Origin of the sequence: Microbulbifer salipaludis (genome assembly GCF_017303155.1) — a bacterium.
GTDB lineage: Bacteria > Pseudomonadota > Gammaproteobacteria > Pseudomonadales > Cellvibrionaceae > Microbulbifer > Microbulbifer salipaludis.
On record NZ_JAEKJR010000002.1, the window covers coordinates 1,062,230 to 1,088,537 of the forward strand.

A 26,308-nucleotide genomic window follows, 5' to 3' on the forward strand; every position below is an offset into this window, starting at 1 on the left:
CCTGTATCCGTCGATGCGGGCTTGAATGTATTCCGATCCAGCCACGAGGCCGCCCGTGAGAGACGCCGAGTTTACCGAACCACAGGAAGAGTTCCGCACAACCCAAGAGCGGGTGTACTACCAGGTGCGCGATGCGATTCTGCGCGGACAGTTTTTGCCGGGTAAGGCGGTCACTATTCGTGGTCTGGCCGCGGAGCTGGATTGCAGCCCGATGCCGGTCCGGGAGGCCTTGCGCCGGTTGACCTCGGAGCGCGCGTTGGATCTTTCCGATACCCGTCGGGTGACGGTGCCAACCTTGACCCGGGAAAAGCTGGATGAAATCTGTGCGGCCCGGGTTGCCCTGGAGTGTCAGGCTGCGGCGCAGGCCCTGCCATTTGTCGGGGAGGCGGAGCTTGCAGAGCTGCGCGCGCTCGATGACCGGGTGACGGAAGCACTGGAGAGAAAAGATATTCAGGGGTACGTAACCGCGAACCTCGACTTTCATTTCACCCTGTATCGTCTGGGGCGCCCACATATCATACTGTCGTTGATCGAAAGTCTGTGGCTACAGACGGCGCCGTTGCAGCACCTCGTGTTCCAGCGCTTCGGCGTTCAGGAGCTGCCTGATCGACATCAGGACCTGATCGATGCCATTGCCAGCAACGATGAGCAGCGCGTGCGCACCGCAATACGCCAGGATATCGAAGAAGGCCTGGGTTCCATTTCTGCTGAAGAGTTATTGCCAACCTGATGTTCAGTTATCTGCATATTGTTTTACACGCTCTCGTTCCTCTTGCCATCGCCTGGTATTTTTTCCGAGATGACTGGAAGAAGGCTGCGCTTATCATGCTCGCGGCCAACCTGGTCGACCTTGACCACCTGCTGGCATCTCCGTTGTATGATCCCAATCGCTGCAGCATTAACTTCCACCCTCTGCATAAACTGCTGCCGATCTCCTTCTACGGTGCCATGATGTTCCTGCCGTGGAAGCCGGTGCGTTGGTTGGGTATCGGCTTGATTACGCACATGCTGCTGGATGCGGTCGACTGCGCTATTTGAATATAGGTGCAGCGATAGGCTGGCGATTTCCCCGCGGACGATGCGCGATAGAGCACCAAAGTGTTCTGTTTTATCCCAAAACTTGTCTGTTTTTTCCCGTTGGCCACCGCTCTCGTCGCGGCGGCCTCGGGTTTGAGTACTCTTGAGTGGCAATAACAATAATGACACCTCAAGGAGACCCACATGGGAAACAAGCTGTTATCAATCTTGCTGTTATCCGCATTCAGTCACGGCGCACTGGCTTGTATTTCTGCGGAAAGTGAATCGAACGACGCCGAGTCCGACGCAGATGGTCCCATCTGTTCCGGCCAGTCTGTAGTCGGCGGTATCGCCAATCGCCGGGACCAGGATTGGTACTATTTCAATATCGACGCTCCCGCTGACCTGGACATTTCCCTGAGTCATTCCAGTGGCGATGATTTCGACTGGCACCTTTACGATACCTCCCAGCGGCTGTACAGCGCGGAAACCAGTAACCGTCCGGAATCTGCCAGTGTCAGCGTCGGTGGCAATGGTCTGTATACCCTGAAAGTAACCCGCTATAGCGGTCGTGGCGACTACACCCTGAGTGTTGCCGGTATCCCCTCGTCCAGTGGGGGCGGTAGCAGTAGTGGTGGCGGTAGCAGCAGTGGAGGCAGCAGTGGAGGCAGCAGTGGCGGCGGTAACTGTGACCTCGGCGCCCGCCCAACCAAGCCCGGCGGCCTGACCCGCGCCATAACCGGAAGCGAAGCCGACGTCTGTGTCGATCAGGCAACCGGTGGCCTGTTGGTTATGGGTGGTGGTACCGATGTGGATGCGGCCTTTACCCGTCGCGTGGAGCCGCTGATTGGTGGTGGCGATGTGGTTGTGCTGCGCACCAGCGGTAGTGACGGCTACAACGACTATCTGCAGGGGCTGCTGGGTGCAGACTCTGTGGAAACGCTGATTGTGGATCGTACACAGTTTGCCAATGACGAGTACGTGACCTGGGCCGTGCGCACCGCCGAGTTCGTGTGGATTGCCGGTGGTGACCAGTCGGATTATCTCAACCAGTGGCAAGGTACTGCGTTGCAGCAGGCGCTGGATGAAGTGATGGCGCGCGGTGGTGTATTGGGTGGCACCTCCGCTGGTGCGGCTGTACAGTCAGAGTATATCTATGATCCGGACGGCGTGCTGGGTGCTTACTCTTCCGAAGCGGTCACCGACCTGTGCCACGAGTACATCAATATCTCCACCAACTTCCTCAGTACACCCATCATGCAGGGCTTGATTGTGGATACTCACTTCGCCGAGCGCGACCGTATGGGTCGCTTGATGGCCTTTATGGCGGGACTGCCGAACGGTATTCAGGGTATCGGTGTCGACGAGGCCACTTCTATCTTCTTCACGCCGGACGGCAGCGGTGTGGTTGACGGGGCGGGCAGTGTGTACGTCCTGCAGGAAGATGGTCAGACCTCAAGAACCCAGGCGCAGTGTGGCCAGCCGGTGATTTACGAGAATGTCCTGCGCTACCGTCTGGATGAGTTTGACCAGTTCAATATCTCTACCGGTGCAACGAATGTCACGCCGAAGCGGATCGGTATTGACGGAGGTTCATCCAACTTTTATATCAACCAGCCTTACCAGTGAGTCCTTGGTTGGTAGCCGTTAGGTGAAAAATACTGCTTGATCGAGCAGGCCGGGGAAGTATTTCTTTCCCGGCCTTTTTATTTGCGCTTTCGTTTGCGGTATTCGCCACAAAATAATCATCGCGACTATTGGTTCAATTTTGCAGATTATTCGGCTGCCCCATCCATTTGCGCACAAACTAAATTCCGTGAAAGAAATGGTTTACAGCATTTTTTCACCGTGATAAAAAATATGGCATGGTTTGGCTGGAATAGGTTGTATACAGCTGACCTGTCATCAGAAAAACAGCGCAACGTACTTATCTAGGAAGGTAAGTTCTAAGAAAGTACAGGGCTAAGTGCAAAATGAATCACATTGCTGCCATAGAGCGCTGCTCCTCCAACTACTACCTCAGCGAGTGGTTTGACGAGTAGCTTCCCCACCTCGGTATGACCGGGGCTCGGTGACGTCATTGATCAGTACTTGCTGGTCACTGTCCGTCGCACGGGCGCAAGGAAGCTATAAGTCGGTTTTTTCCGTTCTTATCTCCCCATCCACACTGCGTATTGAACTTGGTGACGCTTTGCTGTTGCTGTTCATACAAGTGTTGGGCCGCGCTGGAATGCCGCCGGTCGTCATCCTCAACGAACCTCTGCCCGACTGAGGCCGTCGACTCTGTTCGTGTGCCCGTCTGGCAAGAAAGATCGATCAAAGAGCATCGCAAGAGAATAATCGTAGACAGGAATAATTCCTGGAGGGCACATAAGATGGATAACAACACCCAATTGACTAGATCCCCCCTAAGCAAAGCCATCCGACTGGCACTGGGCTGCTCACTGCTGAGCGGTAGCGCCTTTGCCGTTGCACAGCAAGCGCCGGAAGTGGCGGACGCTGTGGAAGAGGTGGTGGTAACCGGTACCCATATCAAAGGGCTGGATGCCGAAGGTGCGGTGCAGGTGGTGCAGATAAATCGTGAGGATATCGAAGCCTCCGGTGCAACTTCACCGATCGAAATCCTGCAACAGCTCTCTCAGACTGGCGGCGGCAGCGGTACTTTCTCCACTGCCACGTCTGGCGCCCTGTCCAGCAGCACTCCAGTAGGTGCAGCAGGCGTTTCCCTGCGCGGCCTCGGTGCCAGCTCTACCTTGGTGCTGGTGAATGGCCGCCGCGTATCTGTCAGCTCTTTCGCCAAAGGCCAGGAATCCTTTGTCGACGTGAACTCCATCCCGCTGTCGGCGATAGAGCGCGTCGAAGTTCTGCCCAGCGGTGCCGCGGCAACCTATGGCGCTGACGCCGTGGCCGGTGTGGTGAACTTTGTCCTGCGTGATGATTTCACTGGCAGTGAAATTTCACTGACTCACGGCAACTCCACCGCCGGCAGTGATGAAGGTAAATACAACCTGAACTGGGTCTGGGGCCGTGAAGGTGAGAATAGCCACACCATGGTGGTGGTTGACCTGTTTTCCCGCAACGCCATGTATGATCGCGATCGCAAGCTGACTGCCAACTCCGTGCGTCCGAGCCAGCAGGGTGTTTACCCGAGCTTTAACGACTTGTTCCTCGCGTATTACGACCAGACCGAGCGCCCCGAGACTGGTGGCTGCCCAGAAGACCAGTTTGGTTTCGGAAGTTTCGGCGATTATTGCGAATTCAATACCAATGCTGTTTCCGCTACCCAGGATGAGTATGAAAGTGCCAGTGTTGTAGCAACCTTCAACTACGACATCTCCGATAGTCTGGAGTGGTTCAATACTTTGATGCTGCAAACCAGTGAGTCGCGCGGCACATCTTCCCCAGCGAATTTTTCTCGCGCACCGTTTGACCCTGAAAATCCGTACTGGCCGGAAGGGTTGAAAGCGGACCTGGTCGAAGAGGGCTCCTTCCACCCGGATTACCCGACGAGTGATTTTAGTGATTTTTACGGTTACCCGATTTTCGCCTGGGGAAAATTCCCTGATGCGCGTGCCGTGGAAGTAGAGAGCGAATCCATGCGCCTCGTATCTGGGCTTCGTGGTGAAATCGAGGACTGGAACTGGGAAGTTGCAGCCAATATGGGTCGCAGTGAGTCCGAACAGCGCGGTATTTCGGGGCTGTACAAGGCGGACGCTTTCTACAATGCAAGTGTTGGTAACTTGTGCACCGATGGTTCGGTTGTCGATCGCTGGGACGTAGATTTTGCGCGTCCAGGTGCCAGTTTTGGCGCAGGTGAAACTTGCGAAGATCTCGGTAAAACTACTGCCTGGTACAATCCGTTCGGTGGCCAAATTGATCAAATCGCCGAAATGGACGACCTGATTCGCACCGATGCGAAACGCAGTGGTAAATCCAATCTGTATGCTATCGACGGGAATATCTCCGGCAGCTGGATCGAATTGCCGGCCGGCGCGATTCAGGTCGCATTTGGTGGTGAGTTCCGCCGTGAAACCGTGGTAGATACTCCGTCAGGCGATGCGGTTTCCACCACATTGAATCCTGAGCCGATTCTCGGCTTCAGCTCCACCTCTGCAGACGCATCGCGCAACCAGTGGGCGGTGTACATGGAGCAGATGATTCCGCTCGCGACAAACACCGAACTTCAGGTGGCCCTGCGTTACGACCACTACGACAGCTTCGGTGGTGACGCCAACCCGAAGGTCGCCCTGCGCCATGCATTCAACGATGCGATTATTTTCCGCAGTAACTGGTCCACTTCTTTCCGTGCTCCGTCTCTGGCACAGGTCGGTGCTGGCACATTGCTGTCCAGTTACGCGGTTGACTGTAGCGTAACACCGGTCGCCTGTGATGGCCTGATCGATGAGTCCGGTGAGTCACTGCTTTCTGAAGAGGTAAGCAACGATGATCTGAAACCGGAAACCGCGACCACATGGGGCGCTGGCTTCCTGCTGAAGCCCACCGCGGATACCGAAGTCAGTATTGACTACTGGAATATCGAGCACGAGAACCTGATCGGCGTGGAAGAAGACGATTTCATTCTGCGTGCCTTCAATGGTGACTTCCCGATTGTCGGTGAGGGTGAACTGCCTACCGGCCAGGCGGGCCTCGAGGTGGCAGGCGGTTTTGTCGTGGATGCCCACTTCCAGTTGTCCAACCTGGGTTGGCAAAAGACCAGCGGCATCGACATGGCGTTGACTCAGTATTTCGAAACCGATAGCTGGGGCAGTTTCCGTTTCACTCTGGATGGCACTTACCTGGCGGAATTCGACAAGCTACCTTCCGATGCCCTGGGTATTGTCAGCGAAGCCGGTAATTACACCTATCCGCGCTGGTTGGCCAACAGCTCCCTGCGCTGGCGCTATGAGGACTGGTCCTCCACCCTCTCTGCGCGCTACACCCATAGCTATCGCGACGACCCAAGCCCCCGCACTCTGGACGCTATCTTCGAGCCGGGCGCTGAGTACTTCCTGTCTCGCGTTGACTTCGATGATGAGGGCAACGTGGAAGTGGACAGCTGGCTTACCTTCGACCTGAGTGTGGCGCGCGACTTCGACAACGGCAGCTGGTTGAGCCTGCGGGTGAAGAATCTGCTGGATGAAGAGCCGCCGCTGGTGCTGGGGACCGGTGCCAACGTGGATCACTTCAACCATGACTCCATGGGGCGCTTCTACACCCTGAGTTACGGCTACGCGTTCTGATCGGCGTCTCACAGGACCTGATCTCGGCGGGTGCGCAGTGTGCACCCGCCGATCCTATTCCTTTTACTGCGGTGTACTCCTATGCAGACAAGCGATACCCAAGCCACCTGTGGCAACACCACCGGTGATGTGGAGCAGCCAGTGAATAAAACCTGGGCAATGCCGGATACCTATCTGATATTGCTGGCGGTGGCACTGGTCGCGTTCGCTTTGAACTTTCTGGTCCCTGCGGGCACCTTCGATACTGTGACCAGTATGGTCAATGGTACTGAGCGTACGGTGATTGATCCGTCGAGTTATCAGCGGGTATCGGATGAGCCTGCGGGCATGTCGCTGTTTGCCGAAGGTGGTGGTATCGGTTTTCTCAATTTTGCGTTTGAGGGAATGGTGTCCGGCAGCAAGTGGGGCGCGTCGATTGGTGTCTTCGCCTTTATTCTGCTGACCGGTGGTGCCTTTGGTCTGATTTTCGCCAGCGGTTCCGTGGAGCGCGGTCTGTTCCAGGTGATTGCCCGCAATCGTGAAGCGGGGCACTTTTATCTGGCGATTCTGTGTTTCCTTTTTTCCCTGGGTGGTGCCGTATTTGGCATGGGCGAAGAGGTGATTCCGTTTACCCTGATTGTGGTGCCGTTACTGGTCACCATGGGCTACGACAGTATTACTGCACTGTTGGTGACTTATGTTGCCACTCAGGTGGGGTTTGCGACCTCATGGATGAACCCGTTCGGGGTGAGTATTGCCCAGGGCATTGCGGGTGTACCGCTAATGTCCGGCAGTGGCATGCGCATGGCGCTGTGGCTCATCGCCACCTGTGGCCTGGCGGGCTACACCATCTACTACGCACGGCGGATCCAGTCGCAGCCTGAGCGATCACTCGCCTATGAATCCGATCGTGTATTCCGCGACAAGTCGGTGTCTGCGCACTCTCTGCAGAGGATGACCCGAGGGGATGGTTGGGTGCTCCTGCTGTTTTGCGCAGGTATTGCATGGATGATCTGGGGCGTTGTTGAGCGCAGCTATTTCCTGCCGGAAATTGCCAGCCAGTTTTTCACTATGGGCATCGTGATTGCCATTGTGGCGATTGCCTTTGGCCTCAACGGACTGACGGCGAACAAGGCTGCGGCGGCTTTCAAAGAAGGCGCTCAGCAACTGTTGCCGGCGGCCATGGTGGTGGCGTTTGCGAAAGGCATTGTGCTGCTGCTTGGCGGTGATGATCCTCAGGGCGCAAGTATTCTGAATACGATTCTGCATTCTGCGGGTAACGGCCTCGCAGATGTTTCTGGCGCTGTCTCCGCCTGGTTCATGCTGGTGTTTCAGACAGTGTTTAATTTCTTTATTACTTCCGGATCCGGCCAGGCCGCGTTGACCATGCCGATCATGGCGCCGCTTGCGGATGTGGTCGGTGTCACGCGACAGACGGCGGTGCTGGCGTTCCAGTTGGGGGACGGCCTGACCAACATCGTTGTTCCGACCTCCGCAGCTCTGATGGGCTGCCTTGGCGCTGCACGCCTGGACTGGGGTGTGTGGATTCGCTTTGTCTTGCCGTTACAGGGTGCTTTGTTCCTGTTTGCGTCGCTGGCGGTACTGGTGGCAGCGGTTTCCGGTTTCTAACTTTCAAGCAGCTATTTATGTCTCAAATAACTCTGATAAAAAATGCAGAGGTGTTCGCGCCTCGTGGTCTCGGCCGCTGTGATGTCCTGGTGGCGGGGAATCGGGTGGCGAAAATCGACCAGCACCTGAGTCTGCCGGAGGATATTGGCCAGGTAGTGGATGCCGATGGTGCCTGGCTGATGCCGGGCCTGGTAGATACGCTGGTTCATATCAGCGGCGGCGGCGGGGAGGCCGGCTTTGGCTCGCGCACACCGGAGCTGGATGTCCGCGAGGCATTTGCGGCGGGTGTGACCACGGTGATTGGTGCCCTTGGTACCGATGCGATGACGCGCACGCTCAACGAACTGTTCGGTAAAGCCAAAGCACTGGAAGCCCAGGGGCTCACGTGCTTTATACAAACAGGTTCTTATCAGGTGCCGGTGAACACACTGACCGGTAGTGTGCGCAGCGACATCATGCTGATAGACAACATGATTGGTGTTGGTGAACTGGCGATTTCCGATCACCGATCGTCCCATCCCACCCGCGATGAACTGGTCCGTATTGCTGCGGATGCGCGGGTGGCCGGCCTTCTGAGCGGTAAGGGTGGTGTGGTCAGTGTGCATGTGGGCGATGGAGCGGGCCGGCTGCAACCATTGTTTGATGTTGTGGAGCACTCTGAAATACCCATCACCCAGTTTTACCCGACGCACATGAACCGCAATCAGTCCCTGCTGGAGCACGGTGTGGCATTTGCTCGCGCCGGTGGTTTCATCGACTTCACCACGTCGACAACGGAGGAAATCCTGGCCAGTGGCGAGATGCGTGCGAGCAAGGCTCTGGCTGTTGCGCTGGAGCTGGGTGCGCCTATTGACCAGTTGACCTTTTCTTCGGATGCCCAGGGATCACTCACTAATTTTTGCGATCTCGGCGAGTTGCAGGACATTGAAGTGGGCTCGATTGCCAGCCTGTTTGAGGAGTTCCGCCGGGCCGTGCAGGACGAAGGCGTGGAATTGTCACGGGCACTGCAGGCGGTTTCCAGTAACCCGGCGCGGGCCTTGGGGCTCAAGCACAAGGGGCAGGTGGCTTCCGGCCGCGACGCGGATCTGATGCTGGTAGATCCACAGCGATTCCAGATCACCCATGTCATGGCGCAGGGGCGCTGGCAGATGTTTGATCGCCAGCTTCGCACTGCGCGATGCTTTGATTAGTGGGAGGAGTGGATGACGACATTGCAAGATCAGCAACTGTTGGACGAGGCATTAGTATTGATGCGCAACAATCTTTCCGAACCGTTGCGCACCGGAGAGCTTGCGGCGTATCTGGAAATTTCGGTCAAGAAGCTGGAACGTATTTTTTGCCGCTTTAAGGGAGTGCTGCCGGCGCGATATTACCGTGAACTGCGCTTGCAGCGGGCGCGCACGCTGTTGTTTGAGAGTGCCCTGAGTGTCGAAGAGGTGGGGTTGCAATGCGGATTCCGTTCGGCGTCTCATTTCAGCCGTGCTTTCCGCGATACCTACGGGCGTAGCCCCCGCGCCGAGCGCATGCTGGCTACGCGCGCAGAGGCTGCGGGTTATTTCTGTTTCCGCCCGACAAAGTCGGATTATTTACGAGTGGAATTATGTGTGTGAATTGTTCGAGCGCCATTCGGTTATTACTGGTTGCAGCGCTGTTTGTTACGCTGGGTTGCGGTGCGGAAAATACGGCGACGCAGGCTGAAACCAGGCCCGCCAGTCAATCCGGCCACCTGTTGATTGTCGGTGGCGCCCTGCGCAGTGATAACCAGGCGGTGTACCAGGCTTTTATCGATGCGATTCCCGCGGCGTACCCGAATGTTGCCATCGTGCCAGCGGCTTCCGGACGGCCCGCGCATTACGCGCAGCAGTTTACCGATGATCTGCGGGCATTCGGATTTACCGGCGAGGTACGCGTACTGCCGATTGCGGTGAAAGACGACCCGTCCACCGAGTCTGTGGATGAGAGCCAATGGCGCAACGGTGGGAGCGACGAGGCGCTTGCGGAAAGTCTGCAGGACGTGGGAGGCATCTGGTTTGTGGGCGGCGACCAGACCAGAACCACCGATACGCTTCTCGATCAGGAAGGTACCGACACCCCCGTCCTTGCGGCCATTCGCACACAGCTTTCGCGCGGTGCGGTGATTGGTGGTACCAGTGCCGGTGCAGCGATTATGAGTCACAGCATGATCGCGGCCGGAGATTCACTGAGCGCGTTGACCTTGCCCGCGACAGATGAATACGTGGGGATGGAAAGCCAGGAGTCCGGCCAGTTGCTGCTTAGCCGCGGTCTGGGTTTTCTGCCGGTGGGAATCGTGGATCAGCACTTTGATCGCAAGGCACGGCTTGGGCGCCTGGTGCGGGCTCTGGGCCATAGTGCAGAGCCCATCGGGCGGATCGGCTTCGGTGTGGATGAAGATACCGCGCTGCTGGTGAACCTTGACGGTAAATTCATGCAGGTACTGGGTGCGGGTAACCTGGTTGTTGCCGATGCTCGCAATGCCCACTTTAGTGATGACAGTGAGGCTGAGGGGGCATTTGCGGTACGCGGCGTAGAGCTCAGCGTACTGAGTGCCGGCGACCGACTGCACTGGAGTGATGGCAAAGTGGTGGCGGGCGGCAGCCAGACAACGGGCAGTGAAGCCTTTGGGTATCGTGCGACGCAGGGCGGAGGCTTTGCGCTGGCGAATCCGCGCCTGGATCAGCTGCTCGGGTTTTCCCTGCTGGACAACAGCGAGATGCGTGAGCTGCGGCGCTATTCCTTTGACGAACAAACCGGGCGTGGTGTGCTGTACCGCTTTCGACAAACGGACGAGTCCCTGGGCTATTGGCGCTACGGTTCCGGTACCAAGGATCAGTACTCGCTGGTCGGGGTGGTCATGGATATCGAGCCGGTGTCCGTTGCGATTACCTCTGCTCGTTAAGGCGGGAAGTTTCTATTTATAGCTTCCTTTTGTAACTTCGATCCAAGGCGGTCGCCGGGCGCAGCCCTCGACCGTCTGGTCCCGCAACCTGTCGGTCACACGTCCGCTTCACTCTCCCACCCATTCTGTCCTCACTTTCTGCTCTTCTGTCATTGATTTGCACAAAAAGCGCGCAACTACTGCTCTGCAATCGGCGCTACGCTAGAGCCAATCGTGTCACTGCAGCCCGGTAAAGCCCGCTTCCCGGATCAATAGCGGTTGCACTGTTTCTATTCTTGCCCCTAAAATGTGATCACATTTTGCAGCGCCGCCCTGTGGGTTATCGCAGGGGGTCTATGAATCAGGAGTGAGTTCATGAACAAGAGCCAGTTACAACAACATGACCGCGAGCACCTGTTGCACCCGTTTACCGATTTCCACGATCTGGGCAATCAGGGCACCCGGGTGATCACCAGTGCCGAAGGCGCCTACATCAATGATATTGATGGCCACCAGATGCTGGACGGTATGTCTGGCCTGTGGTGCTGTAACCTGGGGTACAGCCGCCGCGAGATCAGTGAGGCCATCTACGAACAGCTGAACAAGCTGCCGTTCTATAACAGCTTTTTCCAGTGCACCACCGTACCGTCCATCGAGCTTGCTGACATGCTGGCGGACGTGACCCCGGCGGGGATGAACAATGTCTTCTTCACCGGTTCCGGTAGTGAAGCGAACGACACCAACTTGCGCATCATCCGCCGTTACTGGGACCTCAAAGAGCAGCCCGAAAAACGCATTGTGATTTCCCGCAAGAATGGTTATCACGGTTCCACCATTGGTGGCGCCAGCCTCGGCGGCATGAGCGGTATGCATAAGCAGTTCCAGGCGCTGGACTACATCGAACATATTCAACAGCCGTACTGGTTTGGTGAGGGTGGCGACATGTCACCGGAAGAATTCGGTGTACATGCGGCGCGCTGTCTGGATGAGAAGATTCAGGAGCTGGGTCCGGACAAGGTAGCGGCCTTTATCGCCGAGCCGATTCAGGGTGCCGGTGGCGTGATCATTCCCCCGGAGACCTACTGGCCGGAAATCAAAAAAATTCTGGATCAGTACGACATCCTGCTGGTGATGGACGAAGTGATCTTCGGCTTCGGGCGCACCGGTGAGTGGTTTGGTGCAGACTACTACGGCATGCAGCCGGACCTGATGACCTTCGCCAAAGCGGTGACCAACGGTTACTTCCCGCTGGGCGGTACCATGGTGAGCGATCGCGTTGCCGACGTCATCAAGTCCAAAGGTGGCGAATTTACCCACGGTTATACCTACTCCGCTCACCCGGCGGCCTGTATGGCTGGCATTGCCACCATCAATATCCTGCGCGATGAAAAAATCATCGAGAACGTCCGTGATAATACCGGGCCTTACCTGGCCAAGCGTTGGGCAGAACTGGCGGAACATCCCATTGTGGGTGAGGCGCGCAGCCTCGGACTTGTAGGCGCCCTGGAGCTGGTGAAAGACAAGGGCAGCCGCGCACGTTTCGACGACAAGTGCACCGCCGGTGCAGTGTGCCGTGATATGAGCATCAAGAACGGTCTGGTCATGCGCGCTACTGGCGACACCATGATCATTGCTCCGCCGCTGATTCTGACGACGGAACAGATTGACGAGCTGGTGGAAAAGGCGCACCGTGCGCTGGATGATACCGCTCGGGCCATGGCGTAACCCGCCCGGGGCCACGTACAGTTTCCATTAGTGTGAATCGATTTATGGCAGCACAAGAACAATATCAGCCGTCCGCCCAGTTGCTCTCGGATTCGGAAGCGTTTCTCGAGGCGCACCCGGACCTCAAGTGGATCGAGGGCTTTGCTTTCGACATTAACGGCGTGCCGCGCGGCAAGTGGCTACCCGCAGACTCCGCCAGGAAACTGCTGGGCGGTGGTTTGCAAATGCCCCGCAGCGCGGTGAGCCTCGATATCTGGGGGCGCGATATTGAAAACAGCCCACTGGTATTTGCCAGTGGTGACAGCGACGGGGTTTGTCAGCCGGTGTCGGCGCTTTGCCTGGCACCCTGGCATCGGGAGCAGACCGCACAGCTGCACATGCAGTTGTTTGAAGCCGATGGGTCGGACCTGTATGCCGACCCGCGCGCGCAATTGCAGAAGGTGGTGGATCGCCTGGGCAGCCTTGGCTACAAGGCCGTGTGCGCGACCGAGCTGGAGTTTTATCTGCTGCGGGAAGACGCCGATGAGCTGGGGCGCCCGCGCCCGGTCAGCGACAATGACTCCGATCTGGTTCCGTCCACGGACGTATACGACCTTGCAGAGCTGGACGCCCAACGGCACTTTTTTGCCGATGTGCGTGCTGCCTGTGAGGCGCAGGGCATCCCCGCCGACTCGATCCTGTCCGAGTGCGCGCCGGGGCAGTTTGAAATCAATCTGCTCCACTGCGACGACCCGGTGAAGGTCGCCGACCAGACCCTGCTGTTCAAGCGCCTGCTGAAAGGTGTGGCTCGCAGCCATGGCCTGCGCGTCAGTGCTATGGCCAAGCCCTTCGGTGAGCTTGCCGGCAATGGTATGCACGTACATATGAGCCTGGTCGACAGCGAAGGAAACAACGTCTTCGACGATGGGAGCGAACAGGGTTCCGAGTTATTGCGCCACGCGGTTGCCGGCATGATGACCACGGCCAATGATGCGATGGCGATTTTTGCTCCGCACGCAAACTCCTATCGTCGTTTTCAGGAGAGTAGCCACGCGCCGCTCAACCTGTGCTGGGGCTATGACAATCGCACGGTGACTTTCCGCATTCCGGCCAGTGAAGCCAAAGCACGGCGGATCGAGCACCGGATTGCCGGTGCCGATGTGAACGCCTATCTGGTGTTGGCCGCCATTCTGGCCGGTGTCTGCCATGGCCTGGAAAACAAGCTCCAGCCTCCGGCGCCGGTGGAAGGCGATGCCTATCAGGTAGAGAGTGAACAGCTGATCAATACCTGGAGTGGCGCACTCAACCGGTTCGCCGAGAGTGCCCTGTGGAGAGAGTATCTCGATCCGGAATTTGTCGAGCTGTTCGTGCTGCTCAAGCGGCAGGAACAGGCGGAAATTGCCGCGCGGGTCACGGACGTGGAGTACCAGAGTTACCTGCAGCGCGTCTGATTGGGTGCCAGGTTGTCTTCAGGCGTGGATTGCGACCGCTAATCAACGGCTTTGATGACAGCCTGGTTGGTAGCTGCAAATGCTCTGCTATACCTAATTCAGACAGCTGTGGACTTGCGTACACAGCGCGTCGCAAACTCTCCTCCTGAAAGTGTGTTCGAGAAAACTAGCCCGCCTATTGGCGGGCATTTTTTTTGGGCGAAATATTCTTGCAGAAATTTCTTCCCATTTGTCGGCTAAACCTTAGGCAGTACTTGCTGTTTTCCGGAAAACTCCACCTATACTGAAACTAACCGCACGCACGGGTCACACTTTAGTCAGTGGCTCAGGGCGGCTATGGAGCATTTCAGAGATACAAGGAGTTACCCATGCGAACCAAGTCTCTTCTTTTACCGCTGGCTATTGCTGCCGCCAGCGCGACCTCGCCGGCATTTGCCGACTTTAATGGCGGTGATTTTATTGTGCGGATTGGTGCGGCTTATATAGAAACCGATGATTCGGTTTTTTCCGAGTCCGCCGTTGTGCTGGTGCCGGACCCCAATGATCCGGCGTTGACTGTCCCGGTGCAGGTCGGCGACGCTCTGGACCTGGACGACGACACCACTTGGTTCATTAATGGTACCTATTTTGTGGTGGATCATTGGGCGGTCGAGCTCTACCACATGAACAGTGCTGACCTGGATGCCACATACAGCACCTTCGCAATTTCCGATGACTTCGATATTCGCAGTTCGGACGGATTGGGGGACTTTGAAACCAATGTCACCAGTCTCTACGCGAACTGGTATCCGGTGTGTGTGGAGTCCTGGGTGCAGCCCTACATTGGTGTCGGCGTGAATTACACCGATATCGAGCAGGATTTCCTGCGTCCGGTATTCCGCGATCAGGACATCAATTACGGTCTGGTGAATTTCGGCAGCTCGTTTGGCTGGACTGCGCAGGTGGGCGTGGATATCGAGTTTGGCCGCGATGCCAACTGGTTGTTTAACGCCTCGGCCATGTACATCGATGCGGACCCCGAAATCGAAGTGGGCGTGGATGATGTCGTCCTGAGCAATGGCCTGGTGCTGGATACCATTCGCTATAAAGATGACCTGGAAATGGATTCCTGGATCTTTAATCTGGGCGTAGGCTACAAGTTCAGCTTCTGATCTGACAAATGCTCCAGACATCATTGCCCCGGCTCTCGTCCCCGTGACGAGGCCGGGGCTTTGTCGTCGTAGCCGGATTTTTGTCCGCTCCTGCCCGTATATCCGCCGCTGCCTTTGGCGCGGAGGTTGAGTCGTTTCGCCTTCGGTGTGGACGGTTTCTGTCTGGTAGTCATTTCTTTGCCGGTGTATTCTTCGCCTCTTTCGGCGCCCGCGCTTTGTTTGTGTTCGCCAAAACAATAACTACGGGGAAACTATGACCGCCTTGGGAAATCGTACAGACGGTCCATCGGCCCAGTCGCGGCCACTGAATATCTGCCTGCTGGGTTACCGGAGCCATCCCCACTGTGGCGGCCAGGGGGTTTACCTTTATTACCTGAGCAAGGCGCTGGTTGAGGCGGGGCACAAGGTTGATGTGATTTCCGGCCAGCCGTATCCGGAGCTGGATCCCCGAGTGCGCCTGATCAAGATGCCGGGCCTGAATCTCTATGAACACCCGCATCCCACCCGGGCGCTGCGCCCCAGGCACCTGTTGAGTTGGGCAGACTGTTACGAATGGTTTGGCAAGCTGACCGGTGCGTTTGCCGAGCCGTACAGCTTTGGCCGCCGCGTCGCCCATTATTTACGCACCCACGGCAGTCAGTACGACGTGGTACATGACAACCAGTCGCTGTGTTATGGCCTGCTGGCGATTGAAAAGCAGGGGCTTCCGGTGGTTGCCACGATTCATCACCCCATTACCCGCGACCGCCAACTGGCGATTGACGCGGCGCCAGACTGGTTCTATCGCCTGCTGGTGCGCCGCTGGCACAGTTTTCTCAACATGCAGATAAAGGTTTCCCGGCGTCTGCAACATATCGTCACCGTTTCCACGCAGTCGTTTAACGATATTGTCGAACAGTTTGGCGTTTCGCCATCCCGCCTGAAGCTGATTTACAACGGTATCGATACCGAGCTGTTTGCACCGCAGCCACAGAAAGCGCCAGATCCCTGGCAGATTATGACGACCGCCTCCGCAGACCAGCCACTCAAGGGGTTGCGCTTTCTGTTGCAGGCGTTGGCACTGCTGCGCGCGAGGCACCCTAAGCTGAAGTTACTGGTGGTGGGCAAATTGCGCGAGGGTGGCGACACTGCGCGGTTACTGCAAGAGCTTGGGCTGCAGTCCGCGGTGCGTTTTGTCTCGGGAATCTCGAATCAGGAGATGGTTGCGCATTACACCGCATCAGCGATGGTGGTCTGCCCCTCACTGTATGAAGGTTTCGGTCTGCCGGCCGGCGAGGCCATGGCCTGTGGTGTGCCGGTAATTTCCAGTGATGGCGGAGCGCTGCCCGAGGTCGTTGGCGACGCGGGGCTCGTAGTGCCAGCCGGTGACAGCGGCGCTCTGGCGCGCGCGATCGAACAGCTTCTGGCGAATGATGATTTGCGTGCGTCGCTCGGCCAGGCCGGGCGTCGGCGTATCGAAGAAACATTTTCCTGGCAGGTAGCGGCAAAACATCTGGAATCCTACTACCGGGAGATTATCGGTCAGAGTGCGCAGGCACAGTCGGACACGGAGCACCGGATTGCCCTCGCCGGGCTTGTTGAGCAGCGTCCTGCAAATCGCGCCGCTTCCCAACCGGGCGATGCACCAAACCCGAAAAACCAGGGGGAGGCGGCCTGATGATCACTGTAGACCCGGCACTGCTGAATCTGACCTCGGGTCAGCGGGTACTCGACCTGGGGTGTGGCGAAGGTCGCCATGCCATTCACCTGATGTTGACGGATGACGTTGATATTTTTGGCATAGACCTGAGTGAGCGGGATATCACTACCGCGCAACAGCGCGCTGCTGAATTTCAAGGTGCCGGGCACGGCACAGGGCGCCTGCAGTTTGGTGTTGGCAACGCATTACAGTTGCCTTTTGCCGACCAATTTTTTGATGTGGTGATCTGCTCGGAAGTGCTGGAGCATATCGAGGATTACCACGGTGTGTTGCAGGAGATCAATCGGGTACTCAAGCCATCCGGCATTTTCGCCGCAACCGTCCCGGCATTTTTCCCTGAATGGGTCTGCTGGAAGCTCTCAGATGCCTATCATCAGGTGGAAGGCGGGCACATCCGAATTTTTCGTGAAAAGCAATTGCGTAAAAGTATTGAGGCGCTGGGACAGCAGTATTTCGCCCGTCATAAAGCACATGCCTTGCATGCGCCTTTCTGGTGGCTCAAGTGCCTTTTCTGGGGGCGAGACGATCACCGCCTGGTGTCTGCTTACCACCGGTTGCTGGTGTGGGACATGATGCAAAAGCCCCGCGTGACCCGCTGGATGGAAAAACTGCTCAATCCACTTCTCGGTAAAAGTATTGCGCTTTATTTTGTGAAGCCAGCATCGGTGAAGGCAGCGAACATGGCACCTGCGCCACAGGCAAGCGAAACCTCGTCCAGCGCAGACCGGAGGGAGGTGGCATGAGTCTCTTCTCGGGTGAGACGACGGGTGCGGCGACGGGCACGGACCATCAGCCAAGTATTTTTCCGCAGGGGTTCGTTCGTCAGAGCGCAGATTATATTCTCGCGCGTCAGCGAGCGGACGGGTGCATACCCTGGTTCGATGGGCACTACGCAGACCCATGGGATCATGTGGAAGCCGCCATGGGGCTCAGTATTGCCGGTGAATATACCGCGGCGGAAAAAGCCTACGCCTGGCTCGCCAGCCTACAACTGGACGATGGCAGTTGGTGGGCAGCTTATAAAGATGGCCAGGTAGACAACCGGGAGCGCCGCGAGAGCAACTTCGTGGCCTATATCGCCACGGGTATTTGGCATCATTACCTCATTACCCGGGACCAGAGTTTTCTCCGTCGCTACTGGCCGATGGTAGAAAAGGCCCTCACCTTTGTACTGGCGCTACAGTCTGAGCACGGCGAAATCCAGTGGGCGGTAGACGGGCAGGGCGAGCCTCTGATGGACGCACTGATTACCGGCTGCTCCTCAATTTATAAAAGCCTTGAATGTGGCATCAACATCGCCGTCGTCCTTGAACAGGATCGCCCGGACTGGCGGATTGCGCGGCAACGTCTGGGGGATGCACTGCGCCACAAGCCTCAGCGCTTCGATCGCACCTGGGAGAGCAAGGCGCGCTTCTCTATGGACTGGTTCTATCCGGTATTGACCGGCGCCATCGAGGGTGCCGGTGCGAAGGCGCGGCTGCAGGCGAAGTGGGAGGAGTTTGTGGTGGCGGGGTTGGGCTGCCGCTGTGTCAACGATGAGCCCTGGGTAACCGTGGCCGAATCCTGCGAGCTCACCATGGCGTTGCTGGCAGCTGGTGAAGTGGCAAAAGCGCACACCCTCTACCGCGGCCTGCATCGCTGGCAGGATAACGATGGCGGCTACTGGACCGGCTACGTCTATCGCGACAGCGCCGTGTGGCCAGAGGAAAAAACCACCTGGACGGTCGGCGCCATGTTGCTCGCGGCGGATGCATTGGCGGGGCTTACGCCCGCCAGCACCCTGTTTACCCGGGTAGAGTTACTGGATACGCCGCAGAATACCCAGCGTCTTGACCATCTCCACCCGCTCGAACTGACCGGAAGCCAGCGCTAGCTGATAAATTTCATAGGGTGCCTGACCGCCGTCTTCCGGGTTGGGGAAGATATCGTGAATCGCCAGGTAACCACCGGGCACAATGTGCCGGCTCCAGCTGCGGTAATCGGTGAGTGCCGCCTCCCGCGAGTGACCGCCATCAATGAATACCAGCCCCAGTGGCGTGTTCCAGTGACGGGCCGCTACGGCTGACGGGGCGACTACGGGTACCACGTTTTGCTCCAGCGCTGCGGCCCGCATTGTGGCGCGGAAACTGCGAAAGCTGTCCATCAGCTGGCTGCGATCGTCAAACAGTTCCCGGTCGTGGTACTCCTCGCCGGGCTGGTGTTCTTCCGAGCCGCGATGGTGATCAATGGCGAACAGTGAGTTGTTCATCAGCTTGCAGGCGCTGCCGAGATACACCGTGGATTTGCCACAGTAGCTGCCGACTTCCAGTGCGGGCCCCAGGTCGCTGGCTTCCGCTGCCAGGCGGTAGAGTGCTTCGCCCTCTACCGGGTCGAGAAAGCCCTTCACGGTGTGAATGTCGAGGGGTAAGTCGATGGGATGGGAAATTTCCATAGTGTTTATGGTCTGCTGTGTGGCTGATTGAATAGCGCAAGACAGTACCGAGGGGCATCGTGTATTGCAATGTATCCGCAGTACAGATCCCATGACAAAAAATACAAAGACCGGCGACGGCTTCGATACCTTATGCGAAAAGATCATAGACCATACTGGCTCAAACGCCTGCTGCTCGGGTTCCGCCACTGGCGGTGTCAGCATTTTTTATTGCCGCAGTTCGATGCCATTGGCCACGAGCCGGAAATCATGCATCCGGCTTCAGTAAAAGTGTTCGGCAGCGGTATTCGGCTCGGAAACTTTCCGCATCTGATTTCCACCCCGGACAACTGTATTCGCCTCACGGCCATGGGGCACCGTGGCGGCGAAGCGAGCATCACCATTGGCGACTATGTGCTGATTTCCCCCGGTGTGCGGATCTCTGCCGGTCAGTCCATCACCATTGGCGACGCATGCATGCTCGCTGCCAATGTGTACATCTCGGACTCCGACTGGCACGGGCTGTACAACCGCACCCGGCCATTTCGCTGCACGGCGCCGATCACCCTCGGCAACAATGTGTGGATTGGTGATAGCGCGATCGTCTGTAAGGGTGTCTCCATCGGCGATAACGCAGTGGTGGGGGCGGGGAGCGTGGTTACGCGGGATGTGCCGGCCAACGCGGTCGTTGCGGGCAATCCCGCACGGGAGATCAAGCAAATCAACCCGCGCCGCAGAATGATTACCCGCGAGGCCCTGTTTGCCGACAGTTTCCGGCAGGCGCACAATCTGGATGAATTGGATAAAATGCTGCTCGCGGGCAACAGCCTGCTCGGGTGGTTGCGGTCGGTCGTATTGCCACGAAGAGGAGATTAGCGGGTTGCACAGATCCCGGTCTCACGTAGCGTTAGTTAGGAAGTCGAATAAAAATGCATAAACAGGGTAGTGTGGTACTGATCGGGATGCCGGGTGCTGGCAAGAGTACGCTGGGGGTATTGCTGGCAAAGGAACTGGCCAAGGATTTTGTGGATACGGATGTATTGATCCAGCTGCGGGAGAGCAAAACCCTGCAGGAAATCATGAACGAGACCGATTATCTGAATCTGCGCCGTATTGAGGGAGAGGTGATCGCCGAGGCCAGGCTCCCCAACCATGTGATCGCCACCGGTGGCAGCGTGGTGTACAGCGAGGAAGGGATGCACAATCTGCTTAAATTCGGTCCCGCGGTTTTCCTGAACTGTTCCGCAGAGGAGTTGCGTAGAAGAATTCACAACTACGAGAGCCGCGGTATTGCCAAGGCGCCGGGACAAAGCTTTGAGGAATTGTTTGAGGAGCGCCAGGCGCTGTATCGTCGCTATGCGGATATCGTGGTGGACTGCGATGGCCAGGACCTCGAGGGGGTCCTGGCGCAGGTGGTGAGCAAGCTGGACGCTCGCTGATGCCGCGAGTGCGCCGCCTTATAGCGGCAGCTGGGTGGTGTACTTGACCTGCTTCAAGGCGAAGGTCGAGTTTACCGAGGCCACATTCGGCAGGTGGACCAGTGAGCGCTTCAGTAGCTGCTCGTAGTGCTCCACACTGTCGACCACGACGCGCAATACGTAGTCTTTATCGCCACTGGTGGAGTAGCATTCCACCACTTCCTGCACATCCTGTACCGCAGACTCGAAGTTGTTCAGCGAGTCTTCGTCGTGGTTGTGAATGGTGACGTAGCAGTATACTGTGACCCCAAGGTCAAGTTTACGCGGATCCAGGAGGGTGACGCGGCCACGGATGATGCCTTCCGCCTCGAGGCGCTTGATGCGACGCCAGCAGGGGGTGTGCGACAAACCCACTTTGTCTCCCAGCTCCGCCATGGAATAATCCGCGTTTTCCTGCAGCGCCCGCAGAATCTTGCGGTCGAAATCATCCAAGTCTGTTGAGCGCTTCATATAAACTCCTGTCCTACAATTTCTACATTGGCCGAGATGGTTGTCACAATTTTAATCGCAAAATTGTAAATAAAGCAATGTTTCATTGTGCCTAAGGCACTAGTATGACTTGACCAAGCCGTCGCTAATTCGGGCCGCCATACAATAACTCGTTTAAACGGGCGCCAAGGCCAGCGACGCGAGCCTCAAATCACAATAAGTCGAATCACAATAGTTGGCGGAAGTCCGCGCGCTACGCGGGCCACCTGACACCAGCGGGAAAGAAGTAGGCGTATGAGCGAGCATAAAGTGAATACCGATTCTCAGGCAGTCACTGCCCCGGCAGGCACCGACAAAAAGGTTTCCCTGGACGACCGATACACCATTGAGAAAGGGCGCGTGCTCCTTTCCGGTATCCAGGCGCTGGTGCGCCTGCCCATCGACCAGATGCGCATCGACCGCGCGCGGGGCCTGAATACCGCCACCTTCATTTCCGGCTACCGGGGCTCGCCCCTCGGCGGATACGACCAGCAGCTCTCCCGCGCCAGCAAGCTCCTTGATGCACACAATATTCGTTTTGTACCCGGAGTGAACGAAGAGCTGGCAGCTACCTCGGTCTGGGGCTCCCAGCAGGTGGGCCTGTTCGACGGTGCCGAAGTCGATGGTGTTTGTGGTATCTGGTACGGCAAAACCCCGGGGGTAGACCGTTCCTGCGACGCTTTCCGCCACGCCAATGCCGCCGGCTCCTCGCCCAAGGGCGGGGCACTGATCATCGCCGGTGATGACCACGGCTGTAAGTCCTCCTCCTATCCCGGGCAGTCCGAATTTGCCTTTGTGGACATGCATATTCCGGTGTTGAACCCCGCTACGGTGCAGGAAGTACTGGATTATGGTCTTTACGGCCTGGAGCTGTCGCGCTTCAGCGGCTGTTGGGTGGCGATGATCACCCTGGCGGAAAACATGGACAGCTCCTCCACCGTGGAAGTGAACCCCGCCGGTGTTTCCTTTGAGTATCCAGAAGTCGAACGCCCGCCGGGTGGGCTCAATATCCGCAAGCAGGACAACCCCCTCGAGCAGGAAGAGCGCCTGTGGCGCTACAAGCGCCCCGCAGCACTGGCGTTTGCCCGTGCCAACCAGCTGAACAAGCTGGTGCTGGACAATCCGCAGGCGAGCCTGGGTATTGTCACCGCCGGCAAGGCGCACCTCGATTTGATGCAGGCGTTCGAGGACATGGGTATCGACGAGGAGCGCGCCCGTGCCCTGGGTATCCGGATCCTAAAGGTCGGCATGACCTACCCGTTGGACGTGCCCGGCATCCAGGAATTTGCCCGCGGCCTGGATAGCCTGCTGGTACTGGAAGAAAAGCGCAGCCTGATGGAAGTGCAGCTGAAAGAAGAGCTGTACAACGTGCACCTGCGCGATCCGAATTTCCCGCGCATTCTGGGCAAGGTGGACGAGCACGATAAACCGCTGCTGCCGATGTATGGCGAACTGTCGCCGGCGGTGGTGGCGCAGGTGCTCGGCTATCTGCTGGGAGAGGAGAATCTCCACGAGCGCGCCAAGCACCGCCTGATGCGTTTGGATGCCTTGGCGGAACGTATTTCCGCGCAGGCGGGCTCCAGCGTTGCCCGACTGCCCATGTTCTGTGCCGGTTGCCCGCACAACCGCTCCACGCGCGTTCCGGAAGGCAGCCGCGCGCTGGCCGGAATCGGTTGCCACTACATGGCCCAGTGGCTCGATCGGGAAACCTACACCTTTACCCAGATGGGCGCCGAGGGCGTCAACTGGATCGGCCAGGCGGCCTTCACCAGTGAGCCCCATGTGTTCGTCAACCTGGGCGATGGCACCTACTTCCATTCCGGTATTCTCGCCATTCGCGCTGCGGTGGCGGCGAAAGTGAATATCACCTACAAGATTCTGTTCAATGACGCCGTGGCCATGACGGGTGGCCAGCCGCACGATGGCGAGTTGCTCCCGGATATGATCTGCCGCCAGGTGCTGGCAGAAGGGGTCAACAAGGTCGTGCTGGTGATGGACGACACCGACAAGTACAAGGGCAAGCTCCAGTTCCCTGATGCAGTGGAGATTCGTCACCGGGATCATATGCCGGCCGTGATGGAAGCCCTGCGCGAAGCGCCCGGTTGTACCGTAATCGTCTACGACCAGACCTGTGCCACCGAGCTGCGCCGCAAGCGCAAGCGCGGCCTGCTGCCGAAGGCGGAAGGGCGCCCGTTTATCAACGAGCTGGTGTGCGAAGGCTGTGGTGACTGCGTTACCCAGTCCAGCTGTATCGCGGTGGAAAAAGTCGACACCGCCCTGGGTGACAAGCGCCGTATCAACCAGACCACGTGCAACCAGGATATGTCCTGCGTCAATGGATTCTGTCCGTCGTTTGTGACGGTCAAGGGCGGCAAGCTCAACAAGCGCGCCGGCGTGGGCGATGCCCTGTGTCAGGAGGCGGACAAGCTGCCGTCACCGGTGCTGCCCGCACTGAACGAGCCGTTCAACCTGCTGGTGACCGGTGTCGGTGGCACGGGTGTGGTGACCATTGGCGCACTGCTGGCGATGGCTGCGCACATTGAAAACAAGGCCTGCAGCACACTGGATCAGACCGGTCTCGCGCAGAAGGGCGGTGCGGTTTACTCCCATGTGCGCTTTGCCGACAGCCCCGAACAGCTCAAAGCGGTGCGGATTTCTGACGGCCGCGCCGATGCGCTGATGGCCTGTGACCTGATTGCCGCGGGCAATCTGTCGGCCAGCCTGGCCAAACTGGATGAAACCCACAGCCGCGCGGTGGTGAATACCCATTTGAGCCCGACGGCGGCATCCGTGCTCGGGCGCGAAGACATTCATTCGCCCCAGGCGGTACTGGATACCATCAAGGATGCGGTGCAGGTACTGGATGTGGTGGAAGGGCATGCCCTGACCAAGGCGGCGCTGGGCGACACCCTGGCGGCAAATATTTTCATGCTCGGCTATGCCTGGCAGAAAGGCTTGATCCCTCTGGGGCTGGAGGCACTGCGCGAGGCCATTCGCCTGAATGGTGTGGCCGTAGAGGGCAACTTGCAGGGGCTCGCTGCTGGGCGCCTGGCCGCGCAAGACCGCGCGGTATTGGATCGCCTGCTTTCTCAGGACGACGTGGTGGTGATGCCGCAGGGGCTGGAGGCCATCGTTGCGCACCGGGTGGCGCATCTGACCGGTTACCAGAATGCGGCGCTGGCCAGGCGTTACCGCACACTGGTCGACAAGGTGAAAGACACCGAAATTCTCCGCGTGCCGGGCAGCGAGGCCCTGGCGGAAGTAGTCGCGCGCAATTATGCGAAACTGCTTGCCTACAAAGACGAGTACGAGGTGGCGCGCCTGTACAGTGATGGCCGTTTCATGGAATCCCTGCGGGAAAACTTCGCCGGGGATTTCGAGCTCGAGTTCAATCTGGCGCCGCCGCTACTGAGCCCGTTTGACAAAACCATCGGGCGCCCGCGCAAGCTCAAGTTTGGTGGCTGGATGCACAAGGCATTCGGTGTGCTGGCGAAGTTCCGCTTCTTGCGTGGTACGGCGCTGGATATTTTCGGCTATACCGCCGAGCGCAAAATGGAGCGCGCGCTGATCAGCGAATACGAAAAAATCGTAGAGGAAGTGATTGGTCGCCTGAACGCGGAGAATCATGCAGCAGCTATCGAGCTGTTGAGCTATCCCGACCAGGTGCGTGGCTACGGGCCCGTCAAGGAACAGAATGTTGCGCAGGCACAGCAGTCGAAAGTTGCGGCCTTGCAGCGTTTCTACAATCCTGAGACGGCGTCACCCGGTGAAACCCCGGTAGAGGTGTTTGACCCGGCCAAGGCGCAACAGGTGGGGTAACGTCAGCGCGCTGTTTTAGATAGCGATTGAAAAAGCGGGCCCGGTGGGCTCGCTTTTTTTTTGTGCCGGCTACCAGGCCATTTGCACACGCAATCCCAGCTGATTGGTGTCGTCGCCGGTGAAATCATCCTCACCAAAAATCAGGTTGAGCATGACCCGGACATGGCGATTGGCGTAGTAGTTCAAGCCGATTTGCGCGCTGCTGGCTTCGAGCCGGTGTATGTCTCGATTTTCCATGGTGTCGTAGCGAGCGGTGAGCTCCCAGGCGCCCCCCCAGAGTCCGTCGCCAGAGGGTCGGGCGGAATTGAAGGCGCCCCGTTTCTTGTTGTAGGTCTTGTGCTCGCCGGTGAGCATCCAGCTGCCCTGCACATACCAGGTGTGTACCGATTGATCGTCGATGTAACAGCCGAATTGCGGATCGCAGAAGAAGGGCGCGGGCGCCCCGAACTCCCGCTCGAACTGCGACTCTGTCAGATAGTAATCGGCATCAAACTCGCCAAGTGCGTACTCGGCCTGCAGATACAGTGGGCCGTAGCTACCGGCAATTTCCAGTGAGGCCAAAGAGGCCTCATCCCCGAGGTCGCCAGGCGTCAGCGCCATCAGCTGCGAGGGACCCCGGCGCCCGGCGTAATCGGCCTCCGCGGTAATATCGGCGGAATTCTGGTTGGCGTTTTCATAGCTGATCGACGTGCCCAGATGAAACGTGGCAAGGTCTGTGTTGATCGGTGCCCACGCCAGTCGGCCCGCGGCGCCAACGCCTTCATTGCGGCGCGTACCCGCGTCCCGCAGGTTGAACGCCATCATGCCGAGGGTGAAACAATCCAGTACGCCGGTCCAGCCGATGCCTTGCTGGAACTGGTAGTCTTCGTACAGGCCGGTGGCACTGGAAAAGGGGCGCTCCAGCATAGTGATTTCGTTGGAGCTGGTCATTTCTGCCATGGAACGGAACGGCTTGAACTGACCAATGCGAATTTCACCATTCAGAAACGCGTGTGCAATAAACACATCGCGAAATCCGTTCAGGGTGCTACCACCGGTAAAGTCCTGCTCCAGCACGTATTTCCAGTCGTACACATTGCCTTTCAGGGTGATGCGCGCGCGACGGAAATCCGTGGTGCTCACCGGGTCTTCGATGTCGCTGTCGAACAGGTAGGTGTCAAAATGGATTCGGCCACCCAGGGAAGCAGAAAAATTTCCGTCGTCGGAGGAGATCTTCAGCCCGCCCCTGGTCTCTGCTTCGTCCGCCATTACGGGCGCGGTAGCAAGCAGTACACAGAGCTTGAGCAGGTGGGAGGCCACCGGCGAGCGGTGGCCCTCTGGCAACGCTTTTTCCGCCGAAGCGAATGAAGAGAGTAATGACACGGCGT

Annotated in this window: 20 protein-coding genes; 17 read left to right on the plus strand and 3 right to left on the minus strand. The window is 57.9% G+C overall.

The window, feature by feature from the left end; genetic code table 11:
* Positions 1-55: 55 nt before the first annotated feature.
* The 14 genes from JF535_RS10175 (at position 56) to JF535_RS10240 (ending at position 18,639) form a co-directional block, all read left to right on the plus strand.
* Positions 56-730, plus strand: a complete 675-nt coding sequence (locus JF535_RS10175) for a GntR family transcriptional regulator (RefSeq protein WP_340674160.1) — start codon at positions 56-58, stop codon at positions 728-730.
* Positions 730-1,038: a DUF6122 family protein gene (locus tag JF535_RS10180; protein WP_207001788.1), complete on the plus strand. Its 309-nt coding sequence runs from the start codon at positions 730-732 to the stop codon at positions 1,036-1,038. The genes JF535_RS10175 and JF535_RS10180 overlap by 1 nt, the downstream gene beginning before the upstream one ends.
* A 183-nt stretch (positions 1,039-1,221) precedes the next feature.
* Positions 1,222-2,646 carry a Type 1 glutamine amidotransferase-like domain-containing protein gene (locus tag JF535_RS10185; RefSeq protein WP_207001790.1) on the plus strand — a complete coding sequence of 475 codons (1,425 nt, stop codon included), beginning with the start codon at positions 1,222-1,224 and terminating at the stop codon, positions 2,644-2,646.
* Positions 2,647-3,392: 746 nt separating this feature from the next.
* Positions 3,393-6,257 (plus strand): TonB-dependent receptor domain-containing protein, encoded by a 2,865-nt coding sequence (locus JF535_RS10190; RefSeq protein ID WP_207001792.1) that lies wholly within the window; start codon positions 3,393-3,395, stop codon positions 6,255-6,257.
* Positions 6,258-6,338: 81 nt separating this feature from the next.
* Positions 6,339-7,865 (plus strand): putative basic amino acid antiporter YfcC, encoded by a 1,527-nt coding sequence (yfcC, locus tag JF535_RS10195; protein ID WP_207001794.1) that lies wholly within the window; start codon positions 6,339-6,341, stop codon positions 7,863-7,865.
* Between the two features lie 17 nt (positions 7,866-7,882).
* Positions 7,883-9,055, plus strand: coding sequence for a beta-aspartyl-peptidase (iadA, locus tag JF535_RS10200; RefSeq protein ID WP_207001796.1), 1,173 nt, complete (start codon positions 7,883-7,885; stop codon positions 9,053-9,055).
* A 21-nt stretch (positions 9,056-9,076) separates the two neighbouring features.
* On the plus strand, positions 9,077-9,475 hold the full coding sequence (locus tag JF535_RS10205) for a helix-turn-helix domain-containing protein (RefSeq protein WP_207001798.1): 399 nt from the start codon (positions 9,077-9,079) through the stop codon (positions 9,473-9,475).
* A complete protein-coding gene (locus tag JF535_RS10210) occupies positions 9,472-10,782 on the plus strand; it encodes a cyanophycinase (protein ID WP_207001800.1) in 1,311 nt (436 codons plus the stop codon). Before JF535_RS10205 ends, JF535_RS10210 begins: the two co-directional genes overlap by 4 nt.
* Before the next feature lie 354 nt (positions 10,783-11,136).
* A complete protein-coding gene (locus tag JF535_RS10215) occupies positions 11,137-12,486 on the plus strand; it encodes an aspartate aminotransferase family protein (RefSeq protein ID WP_207001802.1) in 1,350 nt (449 codons plus the stop codon).
* A gap of 44 nt (positions 12,487-12,530) precedes the next feature.
* Entirely contained in the window at positions 12,531-13,916 is a 1,386-nt protein-coding gene (locus JF535_RS10220; RefSeq protein WP_207001804.1) for a glutamine synthetase family protein, read from the plus strand.
* A 368-nt stretch (positions 13,917-14,284) separates the two neighbouring features.
* Positions 14,285-15,067 (plus strand): OmpW/AlkL family protein, encoded by a 783-nt coding sequence (locus JF535_RS10225; protein WP_207001806.1) that lies wholly within the window; start codon positions 14,285-14,287, stop codon positions 15,065-15,067.
* A 253-nt stretch (positions 15,068-15,320) separates the two neighbouring features.
* Positions 15,321-16,724 carry a glycosyltransferase family 4 protein gene (locus JF535_RS10230; RefSeq protein ID WP_207001808.1) on the plus strand — a complete coding sequence of 468 codons (1,404 nt, stop codon included), beginning with the start codon at positions 15,321-15,323 and terminating at the stop codon, positions 16,722-16,724.
* Complete coding sequence (locus tag JF535_RS10235; RefSeq protein WP_207001810.1) at positions 16,724-17,509, plus strand: class I SAM-dependent methyltransferase; 786 nt, start codon at positions 16,724-16,726, stop codon at positions 17,507-17,509. The genes JF535_RS10230 and JF535_RS10235 overlap by 1 nt, the downstream gene beginning before the upstream one ends.
* A complete protein-coding gene (locus tag JF535_RS10240) occupies positions 17,506-18,639 on the plus strand; it encodes a prenyltransferase/squalene oxidase repeat-containing protein (RefSeq protein WP_207001811.1) in 1,134 nt (377 codons plus the stop codon). Before JF535_RS10235 ends, JF535_RS10240 begins: the two co-directional genes overlap by 4 nt.
* On the opposite strand, the gene JF535_RS10245 is transcribed toward JF535_RS10240, so the two are convergent.
* The gene (locus JF535_RS10245) at positions 18,565-19,197 is read right to left on the minus strand and encodes a class I SAM-dependent methyltransferase (RefSeq protein WP_207001813.1); all 633 of its coding nucleotides are present in this window, start codon (positions 19,195-19,197) and stop codon (positions 18,565-18,567) included. The two genes, JF535_RS10240 and JF535_RS10245, sit on opposite strands and share 75 nt — an antisense overlap.
* Before the next feature lie 132 nt (positions 19,198-19,329).
* Here JF535_RS10245 and JF535_RS10250 point away from each other — a divergent pair, with 132 nt between their 5' ends.
* A complete protein-coding gene (locus JF535_RS10250) occupies positions 19,330-20,052 on the plus strand; it encodes an acyltransferase (protein ID WP_207001815.1) in 723 nt (240 codons plus the stop codon).
* Positions 20,053-20,105: 53 nt separating this feature from the next.
* Positions 20,106-20,615: a shikimate kinase gene (locus JF535_RS10255; protein ID WP_207001817.1), complete on the plus strand. Its 510-nt coding sequence runs from the start codon at positions 20,106-20,108 to the stop codon at positions 20,613-20,615.
* Between the two features lie 18 nt (positions 20,616-20,633).
* Here the strand turns inward: JF535_RS10255 and JF535_RS10260 are convergent, their stop codons facing one another.
* Entirely contained in the window at positions 20,634-21,104 is a 471-nt protein-coding gene (locus JF535_RS10260) for an Lrp/AsnC family transcriptional regulator (RefSeq protein ID WP_010131435.1), read from the minus strand.
* 273 nt (positions 21,105-21,377) lie between these two features.
* Between JF535_RS10260 and JF535_RS10265 the strand changes: the two genes are divergently transcribed.
* Positions 21,378-24,941 (plus strand): indolepyruvate ferredoxin oxidoreductase family protein, encoded by a 3,564-nt coding sequence (locus JF535_RS10265; RefSeq protein ID WP_207001819.1) that lies wholly within the window; start codon positions 21,378-21,380, stop codon positions 24,939-24,941.
* Positions 24,942-25,010: 69 nt separating this feature from the next.
* Here JF535_RS10265 and JF535_RS10270 read toward each other — a convergent pair whose 3' ends face one another.
* On the minus strand, positions 25,011-26,303 hold the full coding sequence (locus JF535_RS10270) for an OprO/OprP family phosphate-selective porin (RefSeq protein WP_340674161.1): 1,293 nt from the start codon (positions 26,301-26,303) through the stop codon (positions 25,011-25,013).
* Between the last annotated feature and the right edge of the window lie 5 nt (positions 26,304-26,308).